The sequence below is a fragment of the Chryseobacterium sp. S90 genome, assembly GCF_047444895.1.
Taxonomy (GTDB): domain Bacteria; phylum Bacteroidota; class Bacteroidia; order Flavobacteriales; family Weeksellaceae; genus Chryseobacterium.
Window position 1 is genome coordinate 952,203 of the sequence record NZ_JBLGCX010000001.1, and the last position, 18,453, is coordinate 970,655.

At 32.5% G+C, this 18,453-nt stretch carries 14 protein-coding genes and 1 tRNA gene; 1 reads left to right on the forward strand and 14 read right to left on the reverse strand.

Features of this window, described 5'->3' with window-relative positions; genetic code table 11:
- Positions 1–92: 92 nt before the first annotated feature.
- From ACLMCG_RS04410 to ACLMCG_RS04420, 3 genes are all read right to left on the reverse strand, one after another.
- On the reverse strand, positions 93–3,095 hold the full coding sequence (locus ACLMCG_RS04410) for a reprolysin-like metallopeptidase (RefSeq protein WP_413958940.1): 3,003 nt from the start codon (positions 3,093–3,095) through the stop codon (positions 93–95).
- A gap of 674 nt (positions 3,096–3,769) precedes the next feature.
- A complete protein-coding gene (locus ACLMCG_RS04415; RefSeq protein WP_413958941.1) occupies positions 3,770–5,194 on the reverse strand; it encodes a tetratricopeptide repeat protein in 1,425 nt (474 codons plus the stop codon).
- A gap of 161 nt (positions 5,195–5,355) precedes the next feature.
- Positions 5,356–6,849, reverse strand: coding sequence for a tetratricopeptide repeat protein (locus ACLMCG_RS04420; protein WP_413958942.1), 1,494 nt, complete (start codon positions 6,847–6,849; stop codon positions 5,356–5,358).
- Positions 6,850–7,247: 398 nt separating this feature from the next.
- Here ACLMCG_RS04420 and ACLMCG_RS04425 point away from each other — a divergent pair, with 398 nt between their 5' ends.
- Positions 7,248–7,721, forward strand: a complete 474-nt coding sequence (locus tag ACLMCG_RS04425; RefSeq protein ID WP_413958943.1) for a GNAT family N-acetyltransferase — start codon at positions 7,248–7,250, stop codon at positions 7,719–7,721.
- A 492-nt stretch (positions 7,722–8,213) separates the two neighbouring features.
- Here the strand turns inward: ACLMCG_RS04425 and ACLMCG_RS04430 are convergent, their stop codons facing one another.
- From ACLMCG_RS04430 to ACLMCG_RS04480, 11 genes are all read right to left on the reverse strand, one after another.
- Entirely contained in the window at positions 8,214–8,567 is a 354-nt protein-coding gene (locus ACLMCG_RS04430) for a transposase (protein ID WP_413958944.1), read from the reverse strand.
- A 284-nt stretch (positions 8,568–8,851) separates the two neighbouring features.
- Entirely contained in the window at positions 8,852–9,193 is a 342-nt protein-coding gene (locus ACLMCG_RS04435; RefSeq protein WP_413958945.1) for a helix-turn-helix domain-containing protein, read from the reverse strand.
- Positions 9,169–9,585, reverse strand: a complete 417-nt coding sequence (locus tag ACLMCG_RS04440) for a helix-turn-helix domain-containing protein (RefSeq protein WP_413958946.1) — start codon at positions 9,583–9,585, stop codon at positions 9,169–9,171. Before ACLMCG_RS04440 ends, ACLMCG_RS04435 begins: the two co-directional genes overlap by 25 nt.
- A gap of 119 nt (positions 9,586–9,704) precedes the next feature.
- Positions 9,705–10,442 carry a hypothetical protein gene (locus ACLMCG_RS04445; protein WP_309876773.1) on the reverse strand — a complete coding sequence of 246 codons (738 nt, stop codon included), beginning with the start codon at positions 10,440–10,442 and terminating at the stop codon, positions 9,705–9,707.
- A gap of 340 nt (positions 10,443–10,782) precedes the next feature.
- A complete protein-coding gene (locus tag ACLMCG_RS04450; protein ID WP_413958947.1) occupies positions 10,783–11,706 on the reverse strand; it encodes a helix-turn-helix transcriptional regulator in 924 nt (307 codons plus the stop codon).
- A 1,173-nt stretch (positions 11,707–12,879) separates the two neighbouring features.
- A tRNA-Lys gene (locus ACLMCG_RS04455) sits at positions 12,880–12,952 on the reverse strand.
- Positions 12,953–13,205: 253 nt separating this feature from the next.
- Complete coding sequence (locus tag ACLMCG_RS04460; RefSeq protein WP_413958948.1) at positions 13,206–14,117, reverse strand: helix-turn-helix domain-containing protein; 912 nt, start codon at positions 14,115–14,117, stop codon at positions 13,206–13,208.
- A 330-nt stretch (positions 14,118–14,447) separates the two neighbouring features.
- Positions 14,448–15,992, reverse strand: coding sequence for a hypothetical protein (locus ACLMCG_RS04465; RefSeq protein ID WP_413958949.1), 1,545 nt, complete (start codon positions 15,990–15,992; stop codon positions 14,448–14,450).
- Positions 15,993–16,257: 265 nt separating this feature from the next.
- On the reverse strand, positions 16,258–16,611 hold the full coding sequence (locus ACLMCG_RS04470) for a helix-turn-helix domain-containing protein (RefSeq protein ID WP_223599065.1): 354 nt from the start codon (positions 16,609–16,611) through the stop codon (positions 16,258–16,260).
- Positions 16,581–17,024: a transposase gene (locus tag ACLMCG_RS04475; RefSeq protein ID WP_223599066.1), complete on the reverse strand. Its 444-nt coding sequence runs from the start codon at positions 17,022–17,024 to the stop codon at positions 16,581–16,583. The genes ACLMCG_RS04470 and ACLMCG_RS04475 overlap by 31 nt, the downstream gene beginning before the upstream one ends.
- A 33-nt stretch (positions 17,025–17,057) precedes the next feature.
- Complete coding sequence (locus ACLMCG_RS04480; RefSeq protein WP_413958950.1) at positions 17,058–17,885, reverse strand: hypothetical protein; 828 nt, start codon at positions 17,883–17,885, stop codon at positions 17,058–17,060.
- Positions 17,886–18,453 lie beyond the last annotated feature (568 nt).

Consider the following 18,453-nt stretch of genomic DNA (forward strand, 5'->3'; position numbering starts at 1 on the left):
AAAAGGCTGCCTCAACCAGAGACAGCCTTTTTCAGTTAAATAAATCTTTTTTCTCTCCGCGTTTTAGATCCTGATGCGGAGATTCATTTGTGTTATTTCTTGATTAACTTAGTATTATAAGTGTTTTTATCATCTTTTATAGTGACCACATACATTCCTTTTATCAAAGAAGCAACGTTGATCTTTCCATCAATTTTACCTTCCTGAACTAATCTTCCGTCTGCACTGTAGATTTTGTAATCTGCTTTACCTTTAAGATTTTTCACTTCTACAAATGTATCTGCAGGGTTAGGATAAATAGATACTTCGGATGATTTTGTATCTGCTGCTTCTCTCACAGCAAGCGCACCAGCAGTAATCTTCACAGGAAGATCCATAATACCTCCCGCCTGGCTTGCCAGTTCACCACATACGCTATTTAATGCACTGGTCGCAAATTTAGCCACTACCCTCATCATTAATGTTTTATCTCCCGAGTAAGTGTTTGCCGGAACGATAAAGTTAAAGCTGTTCAACCCCACATTCCCTGTATTTATTGTTGCTGAAGTCTGGCCTACTCTTTCTGTGGCTTCAAACACACCGTTTCTGTTATAATCAATCCAGGCGGATACATTAACCGGCATTCCGTTTTGCAGCAGGTTTCCGACTCTTGGTGTAAGCGTATATGTACTGCCTTGCGTCAAATTAACAATCTTGGTAGGATCTTCGCTTAAATCTTTATAAGATTTTGCTGTAAGATCACTGTAATCAATATTTGCAACTGTAATTTTTAAGATGGCTCCTAAATAAGGCGAACCGGAATTTAAAAAGCAGTAATCAACTCCTGTCTTTAATCCTTTTGTTTTAAATGTATAATTATTAGAGAAGGTTCCAGGAACTGAATTGACTACAGCTGCCACCTGTACTTCATAATTTGTTTCGTCTTCTAAATTATTCAGAACTACAGAATTTGCCTGACTAACAACATTAGACCAGTTTACCGTTCCTGTTTTTCTGTAATTAACAGAATAGGTAGCCCCGGGAACACTGTTCCAAGATACCCTTGCCGTTGTTTTGAAAATCTCAGTATTTATAGCAGAAACACCTGTAGGAGCTGATGTATTAGATGTAGGGGCACTACCAATGGTAATTGCAGGAGATACGGCATAAAATATATTACCTACAGCTGAAATTCTTAATTTTACAGCTCCAGTTAGATTACCCGGCATCTGAGCGCTATAACTTCCTGTATTAGGGGTTGCCGCTACAAGATTTGTCCATGATACTCCGTTATCTGCAGTATAATCTATTTTTACACTGGCTGTATTATAAGGAGCATTATTTGTATTTGCTGTATCCCAGTAAATCGTGTTCATTGCATTGTTGTACAATACTGAAGATGCAGTAAGCCCATTGAATTTGAATGGCCCGTCATTTCCTACCGTCACTGTAGTTGTTGAGCTGGAAACCATCGGACGTTGAGCGTTTTGATCTCTTGCTGTTACTGCATAATTTAACGTTCGTGGAATATATGATACAGTTTCCCATCCCTGCTTATCTGTAAGAGACCCGTTCATCACAGTCTGGAGCTTAGGAAAATACCGTCTTCCGCTTGGTGTACCAGGAACAGATCTTGTTAAGGCTCCTTTAGGATTGTACCCCCATCCGCTATCTCCTGAAATTGTAGAAAATTCATCGGTGGAATCATTTTGTTCCCATGTATAGTTTACAGCATCATTTTCAGCATCTGTTGCTACAGCTTCAAGATAATAAGCAGTTCCTTTAGGAATGCTATAAGCAACCAGAGGATTAATGGCCGGAGCTGTGTTATTGATAATATTTTGAGAAACTCCGCAATTAAGTTTATTTTCCAAATTAGTTAGTACCTGATCAATGGATTTATAATGAAAATATCCATCTGCGTTAGCCTGAACATTATCATAGGTAATCCCGGCATATCCCATAATCGTTGTTCCACCGCCCGGCTCTACGTTTGCGCCTTGGTTTGCATCTGTAACAGAAGTATTTGAAAACGTATGGTTTGCTCCCAACTGATGTCCCATTTCATGCGCTGCTGTAAAATCAAAAACGTCGCCTACAGGAATAGGTCCCTGGGTATAAGCAGAACCTTTTTTTATTTCAGTATTAGTCGCCGGATCTACACAGACAATTCCGATTCCTCCTGCATTTCCGCTTCTCTCAGCATTCTGATTAAGAACATGTCCGATATCATAATTGGCATTTCCTACTTCTGAAGTAAGTGTTTGCTGTAATTGAAGATTTAAATTACCCGTATAAGGATCTGTTGCCGGATCAAGATAGATGATCTGCGGAAGATTCTGTACTGTTAAATGAGCTCCAAAATCACGCTCAAAAACACCATTTATGCGGGTCATTGTATTATTCATAGCAGCCAGAACCACTCCTTTTTTCACATCATTTGTAGCATTGGCTGGAGTTCCCGCAGCTGTTAATTGATACTGGCTGTATTCTCCTGTAACGGACAATGCCATTCTGAAATCCCTATATTTTGTATTAGTAGGTCTGCTGGTAATTCCAACTCCGGAGAGCATTTTTTTACCATTCTCCACTAGCTTATTAATATTTTTAAAATCATGTTCTCCTGTATCACATTTGAAGCCATGTTCTCCATCATTCTTTGTTTTATAGAAGACTCCGTAAGTCTGCTTATCCGAACTGATGGGTTCTATAAACTGAAACACTCCATCCTTGATGATCATAGACTGCATATCAATTGGAGATGTACTGAATCTTAAATACTTGGAAGGATCATCCACTCCAATTCCCACATAAGATCCTAACTGATATTTTTCTACCAGAGATTTGTCCATCACAGGATTGCTATACACTGCAAATTTTTCAATCTTCCCTTCTACAGTTGGTAAAGAAATAATAACAGGACGTGCATTTTTTCCTGTCTCTTCAGCATTTTTCAACATTTCTCTCAGAGACTTCAAATCAAGTCTGTAAGAATGCTGCACTTCTACTCCTTCTCTTATACCCGAAGATTTTTGAGAAGCAGATTCCCATCTCTGAGCATTGAAAACCGTAAAACAAGACGCTAATGCGCAAACGAATAAAATTCTTTTTTTCATAGATTTATTTAAAGTTATTTTGGAAAGCTTATTGAAAATATTATCCAAAGACTGTTTCAGTTTCTATTCTTTAGTCATCATTAATGATAAAGCCACCATTATCATAAATTCAACAAAACGAAACATATCGTATAACATTTACAATAAAACTCTCTACAAAACTTATATATTTTTAATAAAAAACAAAAAAAGATGATACTACATAGATACACTTTTATCGTAAATAGCTAGATATCAATAATTTACATTTCGCTTCTTTTGTGCTCATTCATTAGCAGAATTTTAACTGATAAAATACCTTGGATATTCTGATCAAAATATAACCGGAAAAACAAATTGAAAATCAGGAAGAAAATAATACTTATCTGCTACTTTAAGTAACATCCAAAAAGATAGATTATAAAAAATATAGGCAAAAAAATGAAGCAATTTAGAATCGCAGGCTCTTTTTTTCATAAATAAACCTTCAAAACAACCAATAAAAACAACTCACTATGAATCAGTAGTTTAAAAACACAAATACACGATGTAGTACCCATGTAGTAGAGTGTTTTTTTCTGTTTTCGTTAAAAATTTTCATATTTGACCCAGAGACCACAAAAAAATTCAAGTGGTGAAAAGAGAATATTTTCGAGTACTGTCTGACCTGATAAATCAGACAGTTTTTTTTTAAATTATTTCAAAGTATCAAAGAAATGATAAATATCTGTTTCTCCCGGAATATTGAGTTTCTTTCTTATTCTGTATTTTTTCTGCTGAACACTTCTGTGCTGAACCAAAGTATAGCTTGCAATCTCTTTAGATGTAAAATGCAGTTTCAGCATTGCACAAAAAATCAATTCAGAACTTTCAAGATTGGGATTAATTGTTAAAAGCTGACCTATAAATTCAGGATAAACTTCCTTAAACCGGTTCAGAAATTCAGGATCATTCTTCTTACCAAGTTCTAAGACCTCTTCCTGTTTATTATCATTCATCCTGATTTTAAGGTTTTCAGCTTCGATGGTAAGTACTTCTTTTCTTTTCCCCAAAGCCCTGATAATTCTCCAGGCATACAAGCCCAGCAGAGAAAGACCTGCCAGTGACAGAAAGATAATCCAGTATATTTTACTTTTATGATGATCAGCATCCTGTTGAGCTCCCGTAATAAAAGATTCCATATCCTGGTTAATTGTGGCCAGTAAAGATGTATTGGTTTTATAATAAGCATCTGTATAGGCTTTCAGGTAGAGATATGCTTTTTCCTTATCCCCTGTACGTTCATACAACACTCTGAGATCGTTATAGATATACTTTCCGTAGTAGGTGTAGATGCGCTTAGTCTTCTCATTGATCTTCAGAGCTTTTTTAAGTGTTTCTTCTGCCTTGTCGTATTGTTTGTTGGTAAGAAAATATTCTCCCATAATAGTATTGGCATACAAGGCTATCCCGTCCTCCTTCCCTCTTATATTCGCTTTATTATAAGCAGTGCTTACATATTTATATGCAGAATCTTTGTTTTTATGCATATAAACATAATCACCTATAGCACAATCCGTAAGGCCTGAATTATCCATCTTTTTTGCTTTGTGAAAATATTCAAGTGCTTTTTCGTAATTCTTTTTCTGGATAAAATAGATGGCCTGCCTGAAATAAATACTGAAAAGAAGATCCTTTTTAAGTTCAGACTGACCGCTTTTCTGGATCAGGCTCATCGCTTCATTATTATATTGAAAAGCTTTGTCCACTCTTCGAAGTTCTATATTGAAACGGCCATAAACATTATAAAATCTGGCTTTATGTAGATTATCATCCGATTGATCCAGGATTTCTTTCGCATTGTCAAAAAGAACCTGGGACTTCTGAAAGTTTTCTAAAGAAATATTAAGCTCTGCCAGATTGATATAGCACAGCGCTTTTCCATCTGCGTAATTTATTTTGTCAGCCAGTTTGTAATACTTTTTGTTGAGATTGATCAGAGAATCATATTCTCCGGCCACTCTGAATTGCTCATTCTGTTTCAGCAGGGAAACATCAAATTTCTTTTCAGCCTCTTTCTTTGAATGAGAATGGCACGAAACCAAAATAATAAGTAAAACAACAAGAAAAATACGCATCATATGTTTCTCTATTTAAGCTAAATTCCTGTATAAATTATGTTTAAAATAATCTCTCAGAATACAATTGTACTTTATTTTTAATTCTCTGGTGTTTCTGCTGAGATCAATAATAAAATCTTTTATAAAACAGAATCCGGCATCTTTTATTGTGATGAAATTATTTATTCCGTTATGTTTTCAAAAAAGTCATAAATATCTGTTTCTCCGGGGATATTCAGTCTTTTTCTGATCCTGTATTTTTTCTGTTGTACAGATCTGTGCTGCACAAAGGTATAATCTGCAATTTCTTTGGATGAAAAGCGTAGTTTCAACATAGCACAGAAAGTCAGCTCTGAATTTTCAAGGTCAGGATTGATTTTCAAAAGCGCTTTTATAAAATCAGGATGCAATTCTTTGAATTTTAATAAAAAAGAAGAATCATTCCTCTTGGCAAGTTCTATTACTTCTTCCAGCTGCTTGGTTTCCACATGATTTTTCAGCTCATCCGTTTCTTCTTTCAGGGAGTTTTTCTTTAGCTTTAAGTTGTTAATTATTTTCCGGACATATACTCCTGAAAAGGTAAGAACACTGATAGACAAGGCAATAAATAACGGAAGATCATTCTTATGCCAGTCCGACTCCTGCTTTACTTCAGATATAAAATCTTCGGTTGCCTTATTCATCGTGGTAAATCGGGCGGCGTCAAACCTCCCTTCTTCTTCCATATACTTTTTCAGATAGAAATAAGCCTTTCCTCCGTCATTCTTTTTCTTATACAGTTCTGCCAGTGCCTTGTAAACCTCTTTGATATGCGAAGAATATGTACGCCTTGTTTTAATATTGATATCCAAGGCTTTCCTAAGTGCTTTCTCGGCCTCCTCGCTATTATCCACTTCATTATAGTAATATCCCATGGTATAGTAAACCCAGAGAGATTCTACATCGGTTGTTTTCTGGCTTAGCATCTTCTCATCTGCCCGTTCAATATATATTCCGGCAGAATCAGGTTTGTGAACAAATAAATAGTATTGGGCAACCATACAATTGCTATAGGCCGAGTTTTCCAGCATATTCGCTTTTGTGAAACATTTTAGAGAAGTTCCGAACCACCCTTTCCAGGCATAGTAAATTCCTTTGTTTACATACAGTCTCGGAAGTAATTTTTGAGTAAGACTTGTTTTTTCGGCCTGTTTTAGATAATAGAATGCTTTGTTATTGCATTCAATAGCCTTGTCATTTATTTTAAGATGAGAATAATACAGACTGTAGTCATTATAGAATGCTGCTTTATGATAGCTATTCTCAGAGTTTTTCAAATCTTTCTCCGCTTTGTTGAAAAAAAAACGGGCTTTATCATAATTTCCTGCTGAGACATTCACCCCTGCCATATTCAGGTAGCAAAGGCCTTTTCCAGCTTTATATTTCATTTTTGCTGCCTTTTTCAGGTATTTTATATTCAGCCGGATAAGCGCTTCGTATTCCCCTGACAGTTGGAGGTCTGAAGTCTGGTTTAATAAAGAAGTATCAAAATTCTCTCTTTCTTTATTCTGGGAATCACGGCTGCACGAAAGCATACATAAAAATAACCCTATGCAGATTGTACAGGCTATTATTTTCTTTATATCCTTTGAATGTATTTTTTTATTCGTAAGAATGATCAAACTAATTCTTTCCATCAGCTCCACTTTTCCCTATATCTACCTATACATATTACATTGAAATATGTTGATAAATTTCTACTGTTATTCTATTATTATTCCCCAATAAGTGTTATAAATATACATAAATTATCATGCTTATTATGAAATAAGCAGTTAATTTTGCAAAAATGTAACATTTAAATAAAGTACTAAAATTTTCCCCCTTAAACAGACATCTTCTTAAGTTTTTCAACGGTTTCTGTAAGCTATTCCGCTCAAAAAATCTGTTTTTCTTTATAATAAGACTATCTGAAATGAAATTTGTTACAAATAGATCGGCTAGTTTGAAAATTTTAATATAATTATTGGGATTTATATTAAAAAGAAGTTCAAAATAATGTACATTTTTGTATCGGATATTAATGAAAATAATTATGACAAGTATTAACTATCGAAAACTTCTCCCCAACGAAAGTAGAATTTACAGGGCAATTCGCCTGGAAAGTCTGGAAAAATTTCCTGAAGCTTTTGGAGCAACCTATCAGGAGGCCTTGAGTATCGAAAAATTCCGGATGGAAAGTGATATTGAAGAACAAACACCAGAAAGGTTTGTATATGGAGCTTTCGCACAGGATGAACTTGTGAGCATCTGTACTTTTGTTAAAAATGAAAGCAGCACAGGAAGTATTTACCAGATGTATGTAAAAAGAGAATTTCAGGGGAAAAATATCGGTAAGGGATTGATTGAAGCTGTTATTGCTGAAGCCTGCCAGAACTTTAATGGTATTGAAATCATTCTGGAGGTTGCTCCCGGAAATAGTAAGGCTTATAATCTGTATCGGAAAATAGGGTTTCAGGAAGTTACCCGTACTTCTTCTGAAGAAATCAGGATGAAATATATTCCCTGATAAAATATTTTATTTTCTCAGCTTCTTCAGTCTTAACAACAGTTGTTCTTTACTAAATGGTGCAAAATCCATTACTCCATTTTATATTTAATTATGAGTTCTTAAAGGGTAGTGCAAAATTGCTAACTTTCTCGGAAATTTTTATCCTAAATAAAGTTTAAACCACTTCATTAAAAATGGGCAACGGGGTATGAAAAAAACGCTGCCCATAATAGTTAAACTTTATTATTCGAGCAACAAAATTTAAAATTCTTAAATAACTTTATAATATTTCTTTCGAAACTTATCACATATTTCATACCTCAAGATCTAAAAAAGCAAGTCTTTTTAATAGAAATATTTAATTCCTATACTGGCGGTTAATTTAAACGTAAACAATCTAAGAGCATTACAGTTTTTAATCTTCTATATATTCATTATATTTATTCAGCCATTTGTAAAGAGTTGTTTTTGGAATCCGGTATTTACTAATGACTTCTTCTCTGGTCATTTCTACTTTATTGATTTTTCTGATGATAAATTCAATAATTTCTTTTGTATAAATATTTTTACGAAACTGAAACTTCTGAGTTTTTCCCTTTTTTTGATTTCTACCTGATTATATCCATTCGCAGACGGAGGAGCATATAAAACCAAATGTTGAGAGTACAATCTGAAAAAATCATACTGTAATAACTGAGACCACTTGATTAAAATATCCGTATCCAAAGTATCTGAGCTATACACCTGTTCAATCTGCTGAGCTTCACAATTAAAAAAACTACACAAACTTTCTATTTCTATATGATTTTCCTTTACACTGTTTTTAAGTAATTGTCCGATATTAATTTGTTTTAAATCCATCATTAGCTCATTTGTTTTTGTTGATTTGTTCAATATATTTTAATTCTAAAAATGTATCCCCATTCTATTTCCAGTACAGCAATATGGTTTTAGGTGAATGCATAAAAAGAACTGAAGTAAAAAGAAACTGTTCCAGAAGTGGAAAGGGTAATTTTATAAAGCATTTTTTTTAAACAATTCTTAACAAAACAACCAATTTCACATAAGAAAGGAGACTAAAAGGTCTCCTTTCAATGTAATAAAAAGTTATTCCCTTAACAAGAATTGTTTTATTAAATTCCCCCATGTTATCTAGATAGAAATAGTTTTTTCCATTTAGCTACTGTATTTCTACTTAATTTAAAATGATTGGCAAGCTGCATATTACTCATATTATTTTTTTTCTGATATTCCAATATTTCAAAGATGTCATTGGAGCTGTAAGATCTGTGTCTTTGATTGAATCTTTCTACTGATTTATCTACCTTTCCAAAAATTTTTTGATTTATCTGTAATATCTCCAAGACAGATAATGTTGGTTTTTCAAGTAAGTTTTTAAATTCATCCATTCTCTCCGGATATTTATCAGAAAGGATATCGTAATATATCATTCTATAATCAGGCATTAATTGTTGTTTTTTTTCATCCATGTGTATAGTGTTGTTTTAGGAATTCCGTAATCTTTTATAGCTTCCCTAAGGGTTGTTTCACCTTTATTGATCTTTTCAAGGATATGATCTTTCATTTCCTTCATATAAATATTCTTACGGAATTGGGGTAATTGGGTTTCTATATTTTTATTTTGTCCTTTTTTAATCGGGTTATAGAGTATTAAATACTGAGAATAGATTCGGAAAAAATCATACTCAAGTAATTTACTCCAACGCAGTAGTGTATTAGTATCCAGATTCTCTTCGTTATACATACTAATGACCTCTTCTTCGGAGCATTTGTGAAAACTACAGATACGGGACATTTCTCCCTCATTTTGCGCTACAGTTTCTTTAATTAATTCTCCAATATTTATGTTTTTTAAATCCAAATCAAGGGTATTTTAAGTGGGTTTAAATATCAATGGAACTTTTCCTTTAATAACCGGAAAGATTACTACATTACTACAATTGTTTACAAGTATATGATTCACACTGAAAGCACTCAGTTTTAAGCTTTACGGACTACCGACATGAAGATTTTCTTTTGTCCAGATACTTCCATACACCACCATTTAAATTCATACCATCTGTATGTACTATTATCAATCTGCACCTGAAGATTTGTGGTTTCAACCTCTGCTGCGTTTGTACGCCAAAATACTATATTATTGGCATCAATCTGAAGATAACTTCCTGCCTGTAGATTGTTATTTAATGAAGTTTCATTTTCATTACCAACTGTAGCAAACGACTGATAGCTAACAAGTAAAGCTCCATTTGATATATTATATATACGTGGATCATAATAGTCTGAATTAACTCCTTGTAAATTCATTTCCAAGCCATCAATAGATGGTAAGGATTGCAAACTATTAGCGACTATATAATCTTTTAAATTAAATGTACTAGACTGAGCAGTGGCAGCAGGAACGGAATAAATTCGTGTAATAGCATCTCCTATATCCAAACCTCCACCATTGGATTTGGGTAATCCATCAACATATCCCAAAACTCCATTTGCATCTGCTACCACAGTTTTAGTTGCTATAAATGACTGATCTTTATTATCTGATTTCGAACCGTCTGGTTTTGTAAAAATAGAATTTGCCGTCTGATGTTTGGGAAGTATTCGTACCCTCTCATTACCATTAACATCCAATATTTCAGTTGGATTTCCAGTATTGATTCCTACTTGGCTATAGGCATTGACAAAAAAGAAAATTGCCAGGAAACTAAATTTTTTCATAATGTTTTTTACTTAAGGATTATATAATAATTTTTATTATTTCTATAACTAAGGGGCATCGTAAACCCAATGAATTACTATTCAATATCTTTATCCCTTATATTAAATTGATCCGGGGAAGTAATATTCTATCCCCAGTGAGAGGGCTGGGAAATAATATTCCCAGCTATATATTAAGACATTTGTGTTTTGTTTCAGGAAATACAATTGTATGATTTTCCAGACAGTTGCAATATTAGATAAAAAGAACCCTAACACTAAAAAAAACAGTTTTCACATCTACTTCCACACCTACTTAGTTATACTCAAAACAAATAACAAACTGAATATCAACAAATAATTAAAAAGTTTTTATAATATATAAATTCAAATCAGTTTCTGTAGGAAGATTAATTTTCTTACGAATCCTATGCTTTTTGTTCTCTACAGCACGGATAGTTGTGTTAGTTGCAATTGAAATTTCCTTTGTAGTTAAGTTCAGTTTCAATAAAGCACATATTTCCAGTTCTGATGAGATGAGATTTGGGCAGACTTCTAAAATTTTTTCAAAAAACTCGGGAAACTCAGATTTAAAATAGGTAATAAAAAGTGAGTTTTTACTCATGGCTAATTCATACAATTCATTGGACGAGCTTATTTTATCTGTTTTCTTTATAAAGTCATTAAGCTTCTCTTTTTCTATATAATATTTTATGATCATTTTCTCTTTCCTATGTATAATATACATACCAACAAAAGTACAGAAGGAAATTTCCAATGCCTTATAAACTCTTATATACCAAAGTTTTACAGGGGATAGATTTTGATGAAAAGATGAAAATATAGAATAGTCCGTGATGATGTTGATTAAAAAAAATACTACATAGGTAATCACAAGCATAAAAATGATATACTTATCCTTATCATAGTCAAAAAAAAACGCTACAGCTATGGTAAGAGAGATATATGACAGATAATTCATTGCCCCGTTTCCACTTATGGTATCACAATAAAAAATCACCAATCCCAGAAACCAGAAAAGAAGCATTAAAAGATACCTGTTAAACCTTATCTTATCTGGCCAAAGCAATGTACACAACATAAAAAGAACCATTCCGAAGAATATTCCACCATACACCGGTTGATTTAAAAAGAAAACATTCAGGACAACATTGCAACCAAGAATCAATACAAGTACAAGAGTATAAATATCAAAGTAAAGACTTTTTTCATACTCAATCTCATCAGTGGCCAGCTGCCTTTTTTCTTTTATATAATTTAACATGATAATTTATATAATCCAAAATAGGGCATTTTTTAATTGAAGTATCTTTCATTTAATCCGCGTACATTAAACTCACGAGAATACACCAGCAACACAGCCAATAACAACAATTTACCTCCTTTATTTAGTTGTAAGAATTTCCGAAAATAACAGATTTTTCTTGTCAAAAATCTAAATTTCACTTGAAATTAAAGCCTTTCATACTCATGTTACAGGGGAAAACCATAAAATTTTCTTAGAAAAAATTCTCTTCTCTGTAATTATTTTATGCTGCTGCATTGTTAGTCAAAGCTTTGTTTTGTACGACTCAATAGTTATTAATCTGAATTTTTACAATATCCAACGAAGTTATATTGTAATTTGAGAAAGCTCACCATAACGCTCTGTTTATAGCAATGAAACAGACCTGCCATATAGAGAATTCCACCAATGATAACTCTCCGTTGTAGCATTGTAGGTTTTCATAAAACTAGGCCAATCGGTATTAGAGATTTCGGCTTTAAATACTTTTGATCCATTTTGGGATCCAATCTTATACGCAGTATACTCTTATAGCATCTTTTCACCACTTCCCATGCTGATTCCTGATTAGTATCTCATTTCAAATAAAGTAGTACTATTTAAACGTTAATATTTTTTCCGTCTTATACCTAATTCTGTTTATTGCGGACTTAAAAAGTAAAATGTAGTCCTGAAGAAGAACAGGTGATAAAGGGAACATATAAACCATTGATTCCTGAAGATTTATTTTATAAAGTCCAGAAAATCATTAATACAAAAAGAAAGGTTACAGCCAAATCAGATAATTTGGAAGCAGTATTTTTTCTAAGAGGATTTTTAATATGTCCAATTTGTGGTAGAAAACTAACCGAAAGCTCTCAAGGTAAGACAAAAAGATATCCCTATTATCATTGCTATGCGCGCTGTAAAACCAGGGCAAAGAATGACAAGAAACCCATAGTAAAGAAAGTTTCAAAACCTTAGTGAGAAATCGAACTTTTGAAAAACCTCACGGGATAAAACAAAAAGCATTTTTTTAGAAAATTTTGTTCAGGCTTTTAAAGAATATAGCTTAAAAATCCAACTATAAACATTTCAAAATTAATGCATTGAAATACAACAACATGCAGGAACAAAAAAAAGGAGACAAACTTTAACAGTTGTCTCCTTAAGTGACCCGGCTGGGATTCGAACCCAGGACCCATACATTAAAAGTGTATTGCTCTACCAGCTGAGCTACCGAGTCGGCCACTTACTTTTTCAAGTAAATCCCTTTGTTTAAAGGACTGCAAAGATAGAAACTTTTTCTTTATTTACAAGACTTTCCAGCGATTTTATAAACCAAATCCTGCTAACCTTTACAATATCAGATACAAAAATTTGATGCTCTATTACGGAGCATATCATTTAAACTTCAAATATTATAAAAAATGGATTGCTCAATTTGAGTAATCCATTTTTAGAAATCTCCTCTAATATAGATTTTAAATACATTTATTTTAATATAAATCTCCTTTTTTATATTCCTGTGGAGATTTTCGGGTATGTCGTTTAAAAAATTTACTGAAAGTAGCCTGATCCGGAAACTTAAGCTGTAAAGCAACCTCAGTAATATTAGAATTTGAATTTTTAAGCAAAAGTCTTGCCTCCAATATCAAAACCTGATCAATAATTTCTTTAGGCGATTTGCGTAGGGTTTTATTAATAATGCTTGTAAGATATTTCCGGCTGATATACAGCTGATCTGCATAAAACTGTACATTATGCTGCTCTTTAAAGTGCTTGCGAACTAAAACAAAAAAATCAGTCGTAATTTCATCTTCTCTATCGCTAATACTTTTAATTTTTTCAGTTTTTTTTAAGTGATTATCAATCTCATAGATAATCAGTGAAAAATAATGCCAGATCATTTCCTTGAAATAATAATTATTCTTTTCAGCATTATTCAGATTTTCAAGTTGTTCAAGATGAAATACAACCTTCCTGAATAAATCGGGTTCATTCTTAATAAATATTGCCGGATCTGAAGTGAATATTTTAAGAACATCAATTGAATTAAATCCTGATTCAGAAATAAAATCGAAAGAAAAGAATATATACTTGGCATTATAATCTGCAGAAAGATGATCCATCCAGAAAGTTTCTCCTTTCGGACAAAAGATCATATCTCCGGCAGCAATTTCATACTGCTGATCCTTCATCGTAAATCCAATACTTCCTTTTCTAACCAGTATCATACAGTAATAATCGGCCCGATAAGGCATATTGAGTTTAATAGTATGATCGTTTTTACTACTGTTCATAACAATAAATCCTTTAACCCTTAAATCAAACCCCACTTGCTGAAGCAGCTCTTCAAAAGTGAAATAAGAAATAAGATCAGACGATGCAGCCCTGGATTTTCTAGACATTGAACATTTAATTTATTAATAACAAATTTAACACTAAATCCCTAATATTCATCGGATTGAACAAAGTAAAAATTAAAGTCAATTCAAAGCTAGTACATCAACAATAATATTATTAAAATTATTGTTTCCTGATGATTTATTTACGTCAGACGTTGTCTGAAAATCTATCTGAAAATAGTAAATATAGATAAAAAGCCTGGAAATTCCAGGCTTACACTGCGAATGAAAAGTACATTATCAATAAAAATAATCCTTATAAATGATTTTATATCTTCTAAACTATAAAACAACAGAATTGCATATTTTTAATTTCTTGAATATGTATATGAACTACCCAATATTAAACATCCAGGTATAAATATTCGCATTTGTACTGATATCCAGTTTCTTCCGGATTCTATATTTTTTACTGAATACTGAGCTTGTGGAAACATTCTTATATTTGGCGATTTCCTTGGTATCGAATTTCAATTTTATGAGTGCACAATATTCAAGGTCGGAATGGCTTAGTTGAGAATTTATGGTTAAAAGCTGTTGATTGAATAATGGGAAATGCTCATGAAATTTCAAATGAAAGGATTTGTCATTATTATGAACAAGTTCGATAAGTTCTTTTAAATCCTCAATTTCCAGTTCCTGCCTTTCTTTTTCTTGGGGAGAGATAGCTTCTTCAAAGGAAATATTATATTCTTCAACTGGCAATTCATTTTCAGCATTTCTTATATACTCATTTTCCTCTTCATCCCTACTTTTTCTAAAAAAAATATATGCTGTTCCTCCAACCCCTAATAAACAAGGTAGAATAAATAACCAATAACTATAATTTAAATTCTCTTTCTGACATTTCACCGTATCTCCGTTTGCAACAATAGTATTTAATATTTTTTTCTCAGAAGAAGATATGCTGTCCGTTATTTTCTTTGCCTTTGTTGAATACACAGCTTCATTCTTATAATCCTGCAGCATCCGATAAGCTTCCGCCTGTCCTGAATAAATATCTTCTAAAGCATTTGTATAAATCTTATATTCATTAACAATCTGTCTAGATTGATCAAAGTATTCAAGAGCTGTGTTATAGTTTTTCTTTTTATTTTCTATATTGCCTTTAAGTAAATAATAATAAATAAACTCTGACCTGTCTCTTTCATTTTTCATATAAATTTGAAAATCATTAAGGTATTTTTCAGATTCTGAAATTTTATCAGTCCGAAAATACTCTTTAGCCATGTCCATTGCAAATGAAGATAAATAAAGGGGTTTGTAAGAGAAATTATAATTCATTTTTTTTGATTCCGAGTACCCCTTATTAAGATATATGAGTATAGAATCATAATGGTTCACATTTCCTTCCTGCCTGATATTTCTAGCCATACTCCTGTAAACAGCCGCCTTCTTTACATGTAAATCCTGGCTCGGCAATTTATCAGCAAGTTCTAAACTCTGTTGAAGGGCATAACGGGATTTTTTTGTGTAACCCATTTCACTATAAATCATTCCTTCACCAAGTAGGAAGCTAGATAAAGCAACATTATCATTTTCTTTACCTGATAATACTTTACCTTCTGAAATTTTCTTTAAAGACAGCTCATAATTCCGTTCATTCATATATACTTCAGACATCTTCAAAATAGCCTGAAGCATGCCTTTATTATAATTGATTTCTTTAGACTGGTAATAAATTTCTGTACATAATCTCAGAATTTCCTTGCTTCCTTTATCTGCATATACATTCTTGTCTTTAATTATATTACCGAGACTATCTATACTTCTTCGTCTTGCTTTATCTTGTGAATAAAAGGCAGTACTGAACAGAATAAATAACAATAATAGAACAGTTCTGATATTTATAACAGAACATAATTTATGTGCATCCATAAAATTACAGACGACAAAAATTAATTACCATTTTTAATTGCCTATTTTTAATACAATTTTTTTTTGCTTCCCTCTCTGGAATTATTTCTTTTTTCATCATTTATGTAAATTCAAGGGTACAAAATTCGTTATAATAACAATTACGAAAAATATAAAAAAGACATTTTATCTTATCAAAAAATGTCAAAAAAACCTATTTCAAGCAATCACTCTAATGAAAAACAAGAGCAATTAGCAAACAAATGAACATTTTACATTATGAATTTCATAATGTAAAATGTTTTTTCCATTTAGCAACTGTATTTCTGCTTAGTCTGAAATGATTAGCTAACTGAGTATTTGTCAGATTATTCTTTCTCTGATAATCTAACATATATAAAACTGAATGTTCATCATAAGAACGGAGTTTCTGATTGTAAATCTCCATCTTTTCATCCTGAGTATTGAAGATGGAATTATTGATTCTCAAAACATCAAGCATATATAAGTCTTCTTTTTGCAATATTTCTGAATACCATTCTTTTTTCTCAGGAAATTTTTTATCAATGATATCCTGAAAAATCCGTCTGTAGTCAGGACCTTTTATGCTTATATCTTCTCCTTGTATTTCTCCAGCCATTTATATAATGTTGTTTTAGGAATTCTATAGTCTTCCATAATCTGATTTTTAGTCTTTTCTCCTAACCTCACCTGCTCAAGTATAAACAAAATAATTTCCTGGGTATACAGATTTTTTCTGAAGACAGGAAAATCAGAATTATTTCCTTTTTTTGTCTTACTAATATCTCTACCGCTATAAGTTGGCGGGGAGTAAAGCATCAAATGCTGTGAATAGAGCCTGAAAAAATCATATTCAAGCAGTTTGCTCCATTTCAATAAACATTCAGAATTCATAGTATTCTGCTTGAATACTTTTTGTATCTCAGGTTCGGTAGCTTTAAAAAAATTACAGGTTCTCTCTATGGAAATACCCGTTGATTTCCATTTTATTTCTATTAGCTCTCCTATATGTATATTCTTTAAGTAATCCATAGAATACCCCGTATTACTCTTATAATTTATTCATTAAAGTGGTTTTCTGAAAACCTGAGCAGACATAGTTCCTCGACCCCAATTATAATTAAGTCCTGTTGCAGAGAACATATTGAATAAAAAGTTTTCAGCATTATTCCCTTGGACTTTTTCTATATACCCATTTAAACTGTAAGTTACAGACCCTGTTGAGGTAGTATTGTTAGTCACTGTTTCAACAAACGTGGCACCAACACTGGTCATTATATAACTAGTATTGGACGGGATCTGATCTATAGAATATTTTCGGGACCCACCCATAGCTTCAGTTCCGTTTCTTAAGAAACGTACCCCCATATATCCTCCAAAAGTATCAGAAATATTGGGCTTTAAAAACCCCATTGGTGTTGAATAAGTAACTACTATCTGAACCGTACTCATTGCAGGAACTGTGACGGTTAATCCTAATGCTAGATCTATATTGTTAATGGTATTACTAGAAGGAGAAGCGGGAACAGTATATTGTACAGTATTTGTTGCAGTTGTCGAATAAGCATTATCCAATACATAATTGACACTATATGGAAGGAAAGTCTGCCAGCTAGGAGCTGCTGCAGTACCAGAATTCACATAGAGACCTAATCCGCTTGATAAATTACTATTAGTATTATAAACGAACAATCCATTTGCCGGGGATGGAACTGTAATCCCATCACTTAAACTTTGCAAAGACACTCTGGGAATTAATAATCCTTTATTAGAAGAATTTATTTCTAAAACTGCAGAAGGGTCAGGATTTGAAGTATTAATCCCTACCCTTCCGGTTTGTGCATTTAAGCTGAATCCATAGCACATTAAAATGCTGATAATAATTTTTTTCATATCTGTTATCTTTATGACAGCAAAATTATTATCAATTCATTTATCTGAAAAAAAAACCATTTGTTGATGTTTGCCAAGATTTGTCAAAATTTGTCAAACTGCATTTTCTCATTGCATACAGCCTCTTCATTGCTATATTTTAAACCTTTAAATCATATAAACCCAATTCTAAAGAAAAATCAACTCATAAAAAATTCCAAAAAAAAATAAAAGTATGTATCTATTGAATATTAGTTATTTTATCAACACCCAACTCAAACGTCAACAAACAGAAAATTTCAACAAATATTGACATCAGACAAACTAAACATAAGTAAAAATATCCCAATATATTTGCACAGGGAGTTTAAAGTCACCCTCATTAATAAACACATGATTTAATAGTCCGGGAAAAAACACACAACATGGACTAAAATTTTTTAGAAAGAGCAAATATGTATTCTAAAAACTCAAAAATGAAAAAAAATTGGAGTCGTTTTTACAGCTTGTAAAAACGGCTTTTTTCTCACAGGAAAATAGAAAGATTTTAAGGTAAATAAAATCAATAGCACCTGTATCCTGTTAAAAC

Coding starts and splice junctions, on each gene's coding strand:
- ACLMCG_RS04465 (WP_413958949.1), bottom strand. CDS start 15,992: ATGGATGCACATAAATTATGTTCTGTTATAAATATCAGAACTGTTCTA.
- ACLMCG_RS04410 (WP_413958940.1), bottom strand. CDS start 3,095: ATGAAAAAAAGAATTTTATTCGTTTGCGCATTAGCGTCTTGTTTTACG.
- ACLMCG_RS04430 (WP_413958944.1), bottom strand. CDS start 8,567: ATGATGGATTTAAAACAAATTAATATCGGACAATTACTTAAAAACAGT.
- ACLMCG_RS04450 (WP_413958947.1), bottom strand. CDS start 11,706: ATGTTAAATTATATAAAAGAAAAAAGGCAGCTGGCCACTGATGAGATT.
- ACLMCG_RS04425 (WP_413958943.1), top strand. CDS start 7,248: ATGACAAGTATTAACTATCGAAAACTTCTCCCCAACGAAAGTAGAATT.
- ACLMCG_RS04420 (WP_413958942.1), bottom strand. CDS start 6,849: ATGGAAAGAATTAGTTTGATCATTCTTACGAATAAAAAAATACATTCA.
- ACLMCG_RS04435 (WP_413958945.1), bottom strand. CDS start 9,193: ATGGATGAAAAAAAACAACAATTAATGCCTGATTATAGAATGATATAT.
- ACLMCG_RS04415 (WP_413958941.1), bottom strand. CDS start 5,194: ATGATGCGTATTTTTCTTGTTGTTTTACTTATTATTTTGGTTTCGTGC.
- ACLMCG_RS04445 (WP_309876773.1), bottom strand. CDS start 10,442: ATGAAAAAATTTAGTTTCCTGGCAATTTTCTTTTTTGTCAATGCCTAT.
- ACLMCG_RS04475 (WP_223599066.1), bottom strand. CDS start 17,024: ATGGATTACTTAAAGAATATACATATAGGAGAGCTAATAGAAATAAAA.
- ACLMCG_RS04480 (WP_413958950.1), bottom strand. CDS start 17,885: ATGAAAAAAATTATTATCAGCATTTTAATGTGCTATGGATTCAGCTTA.
- ACLMCG_RS04470 (WP_223599065.1), bottom strand. CDS start 16,611: ATGGCTGGAGAAATACAAGGAGAAGATATAAGCATAAAAGGTCCTGAC.
- ACLMCG_RS04460 (WP_413958948.1), bottom strand. CDS start 14,117: ATGTCTAGAAAATCCAGGGCTGCATCGTCTGATCTTATTTCTTATTTC.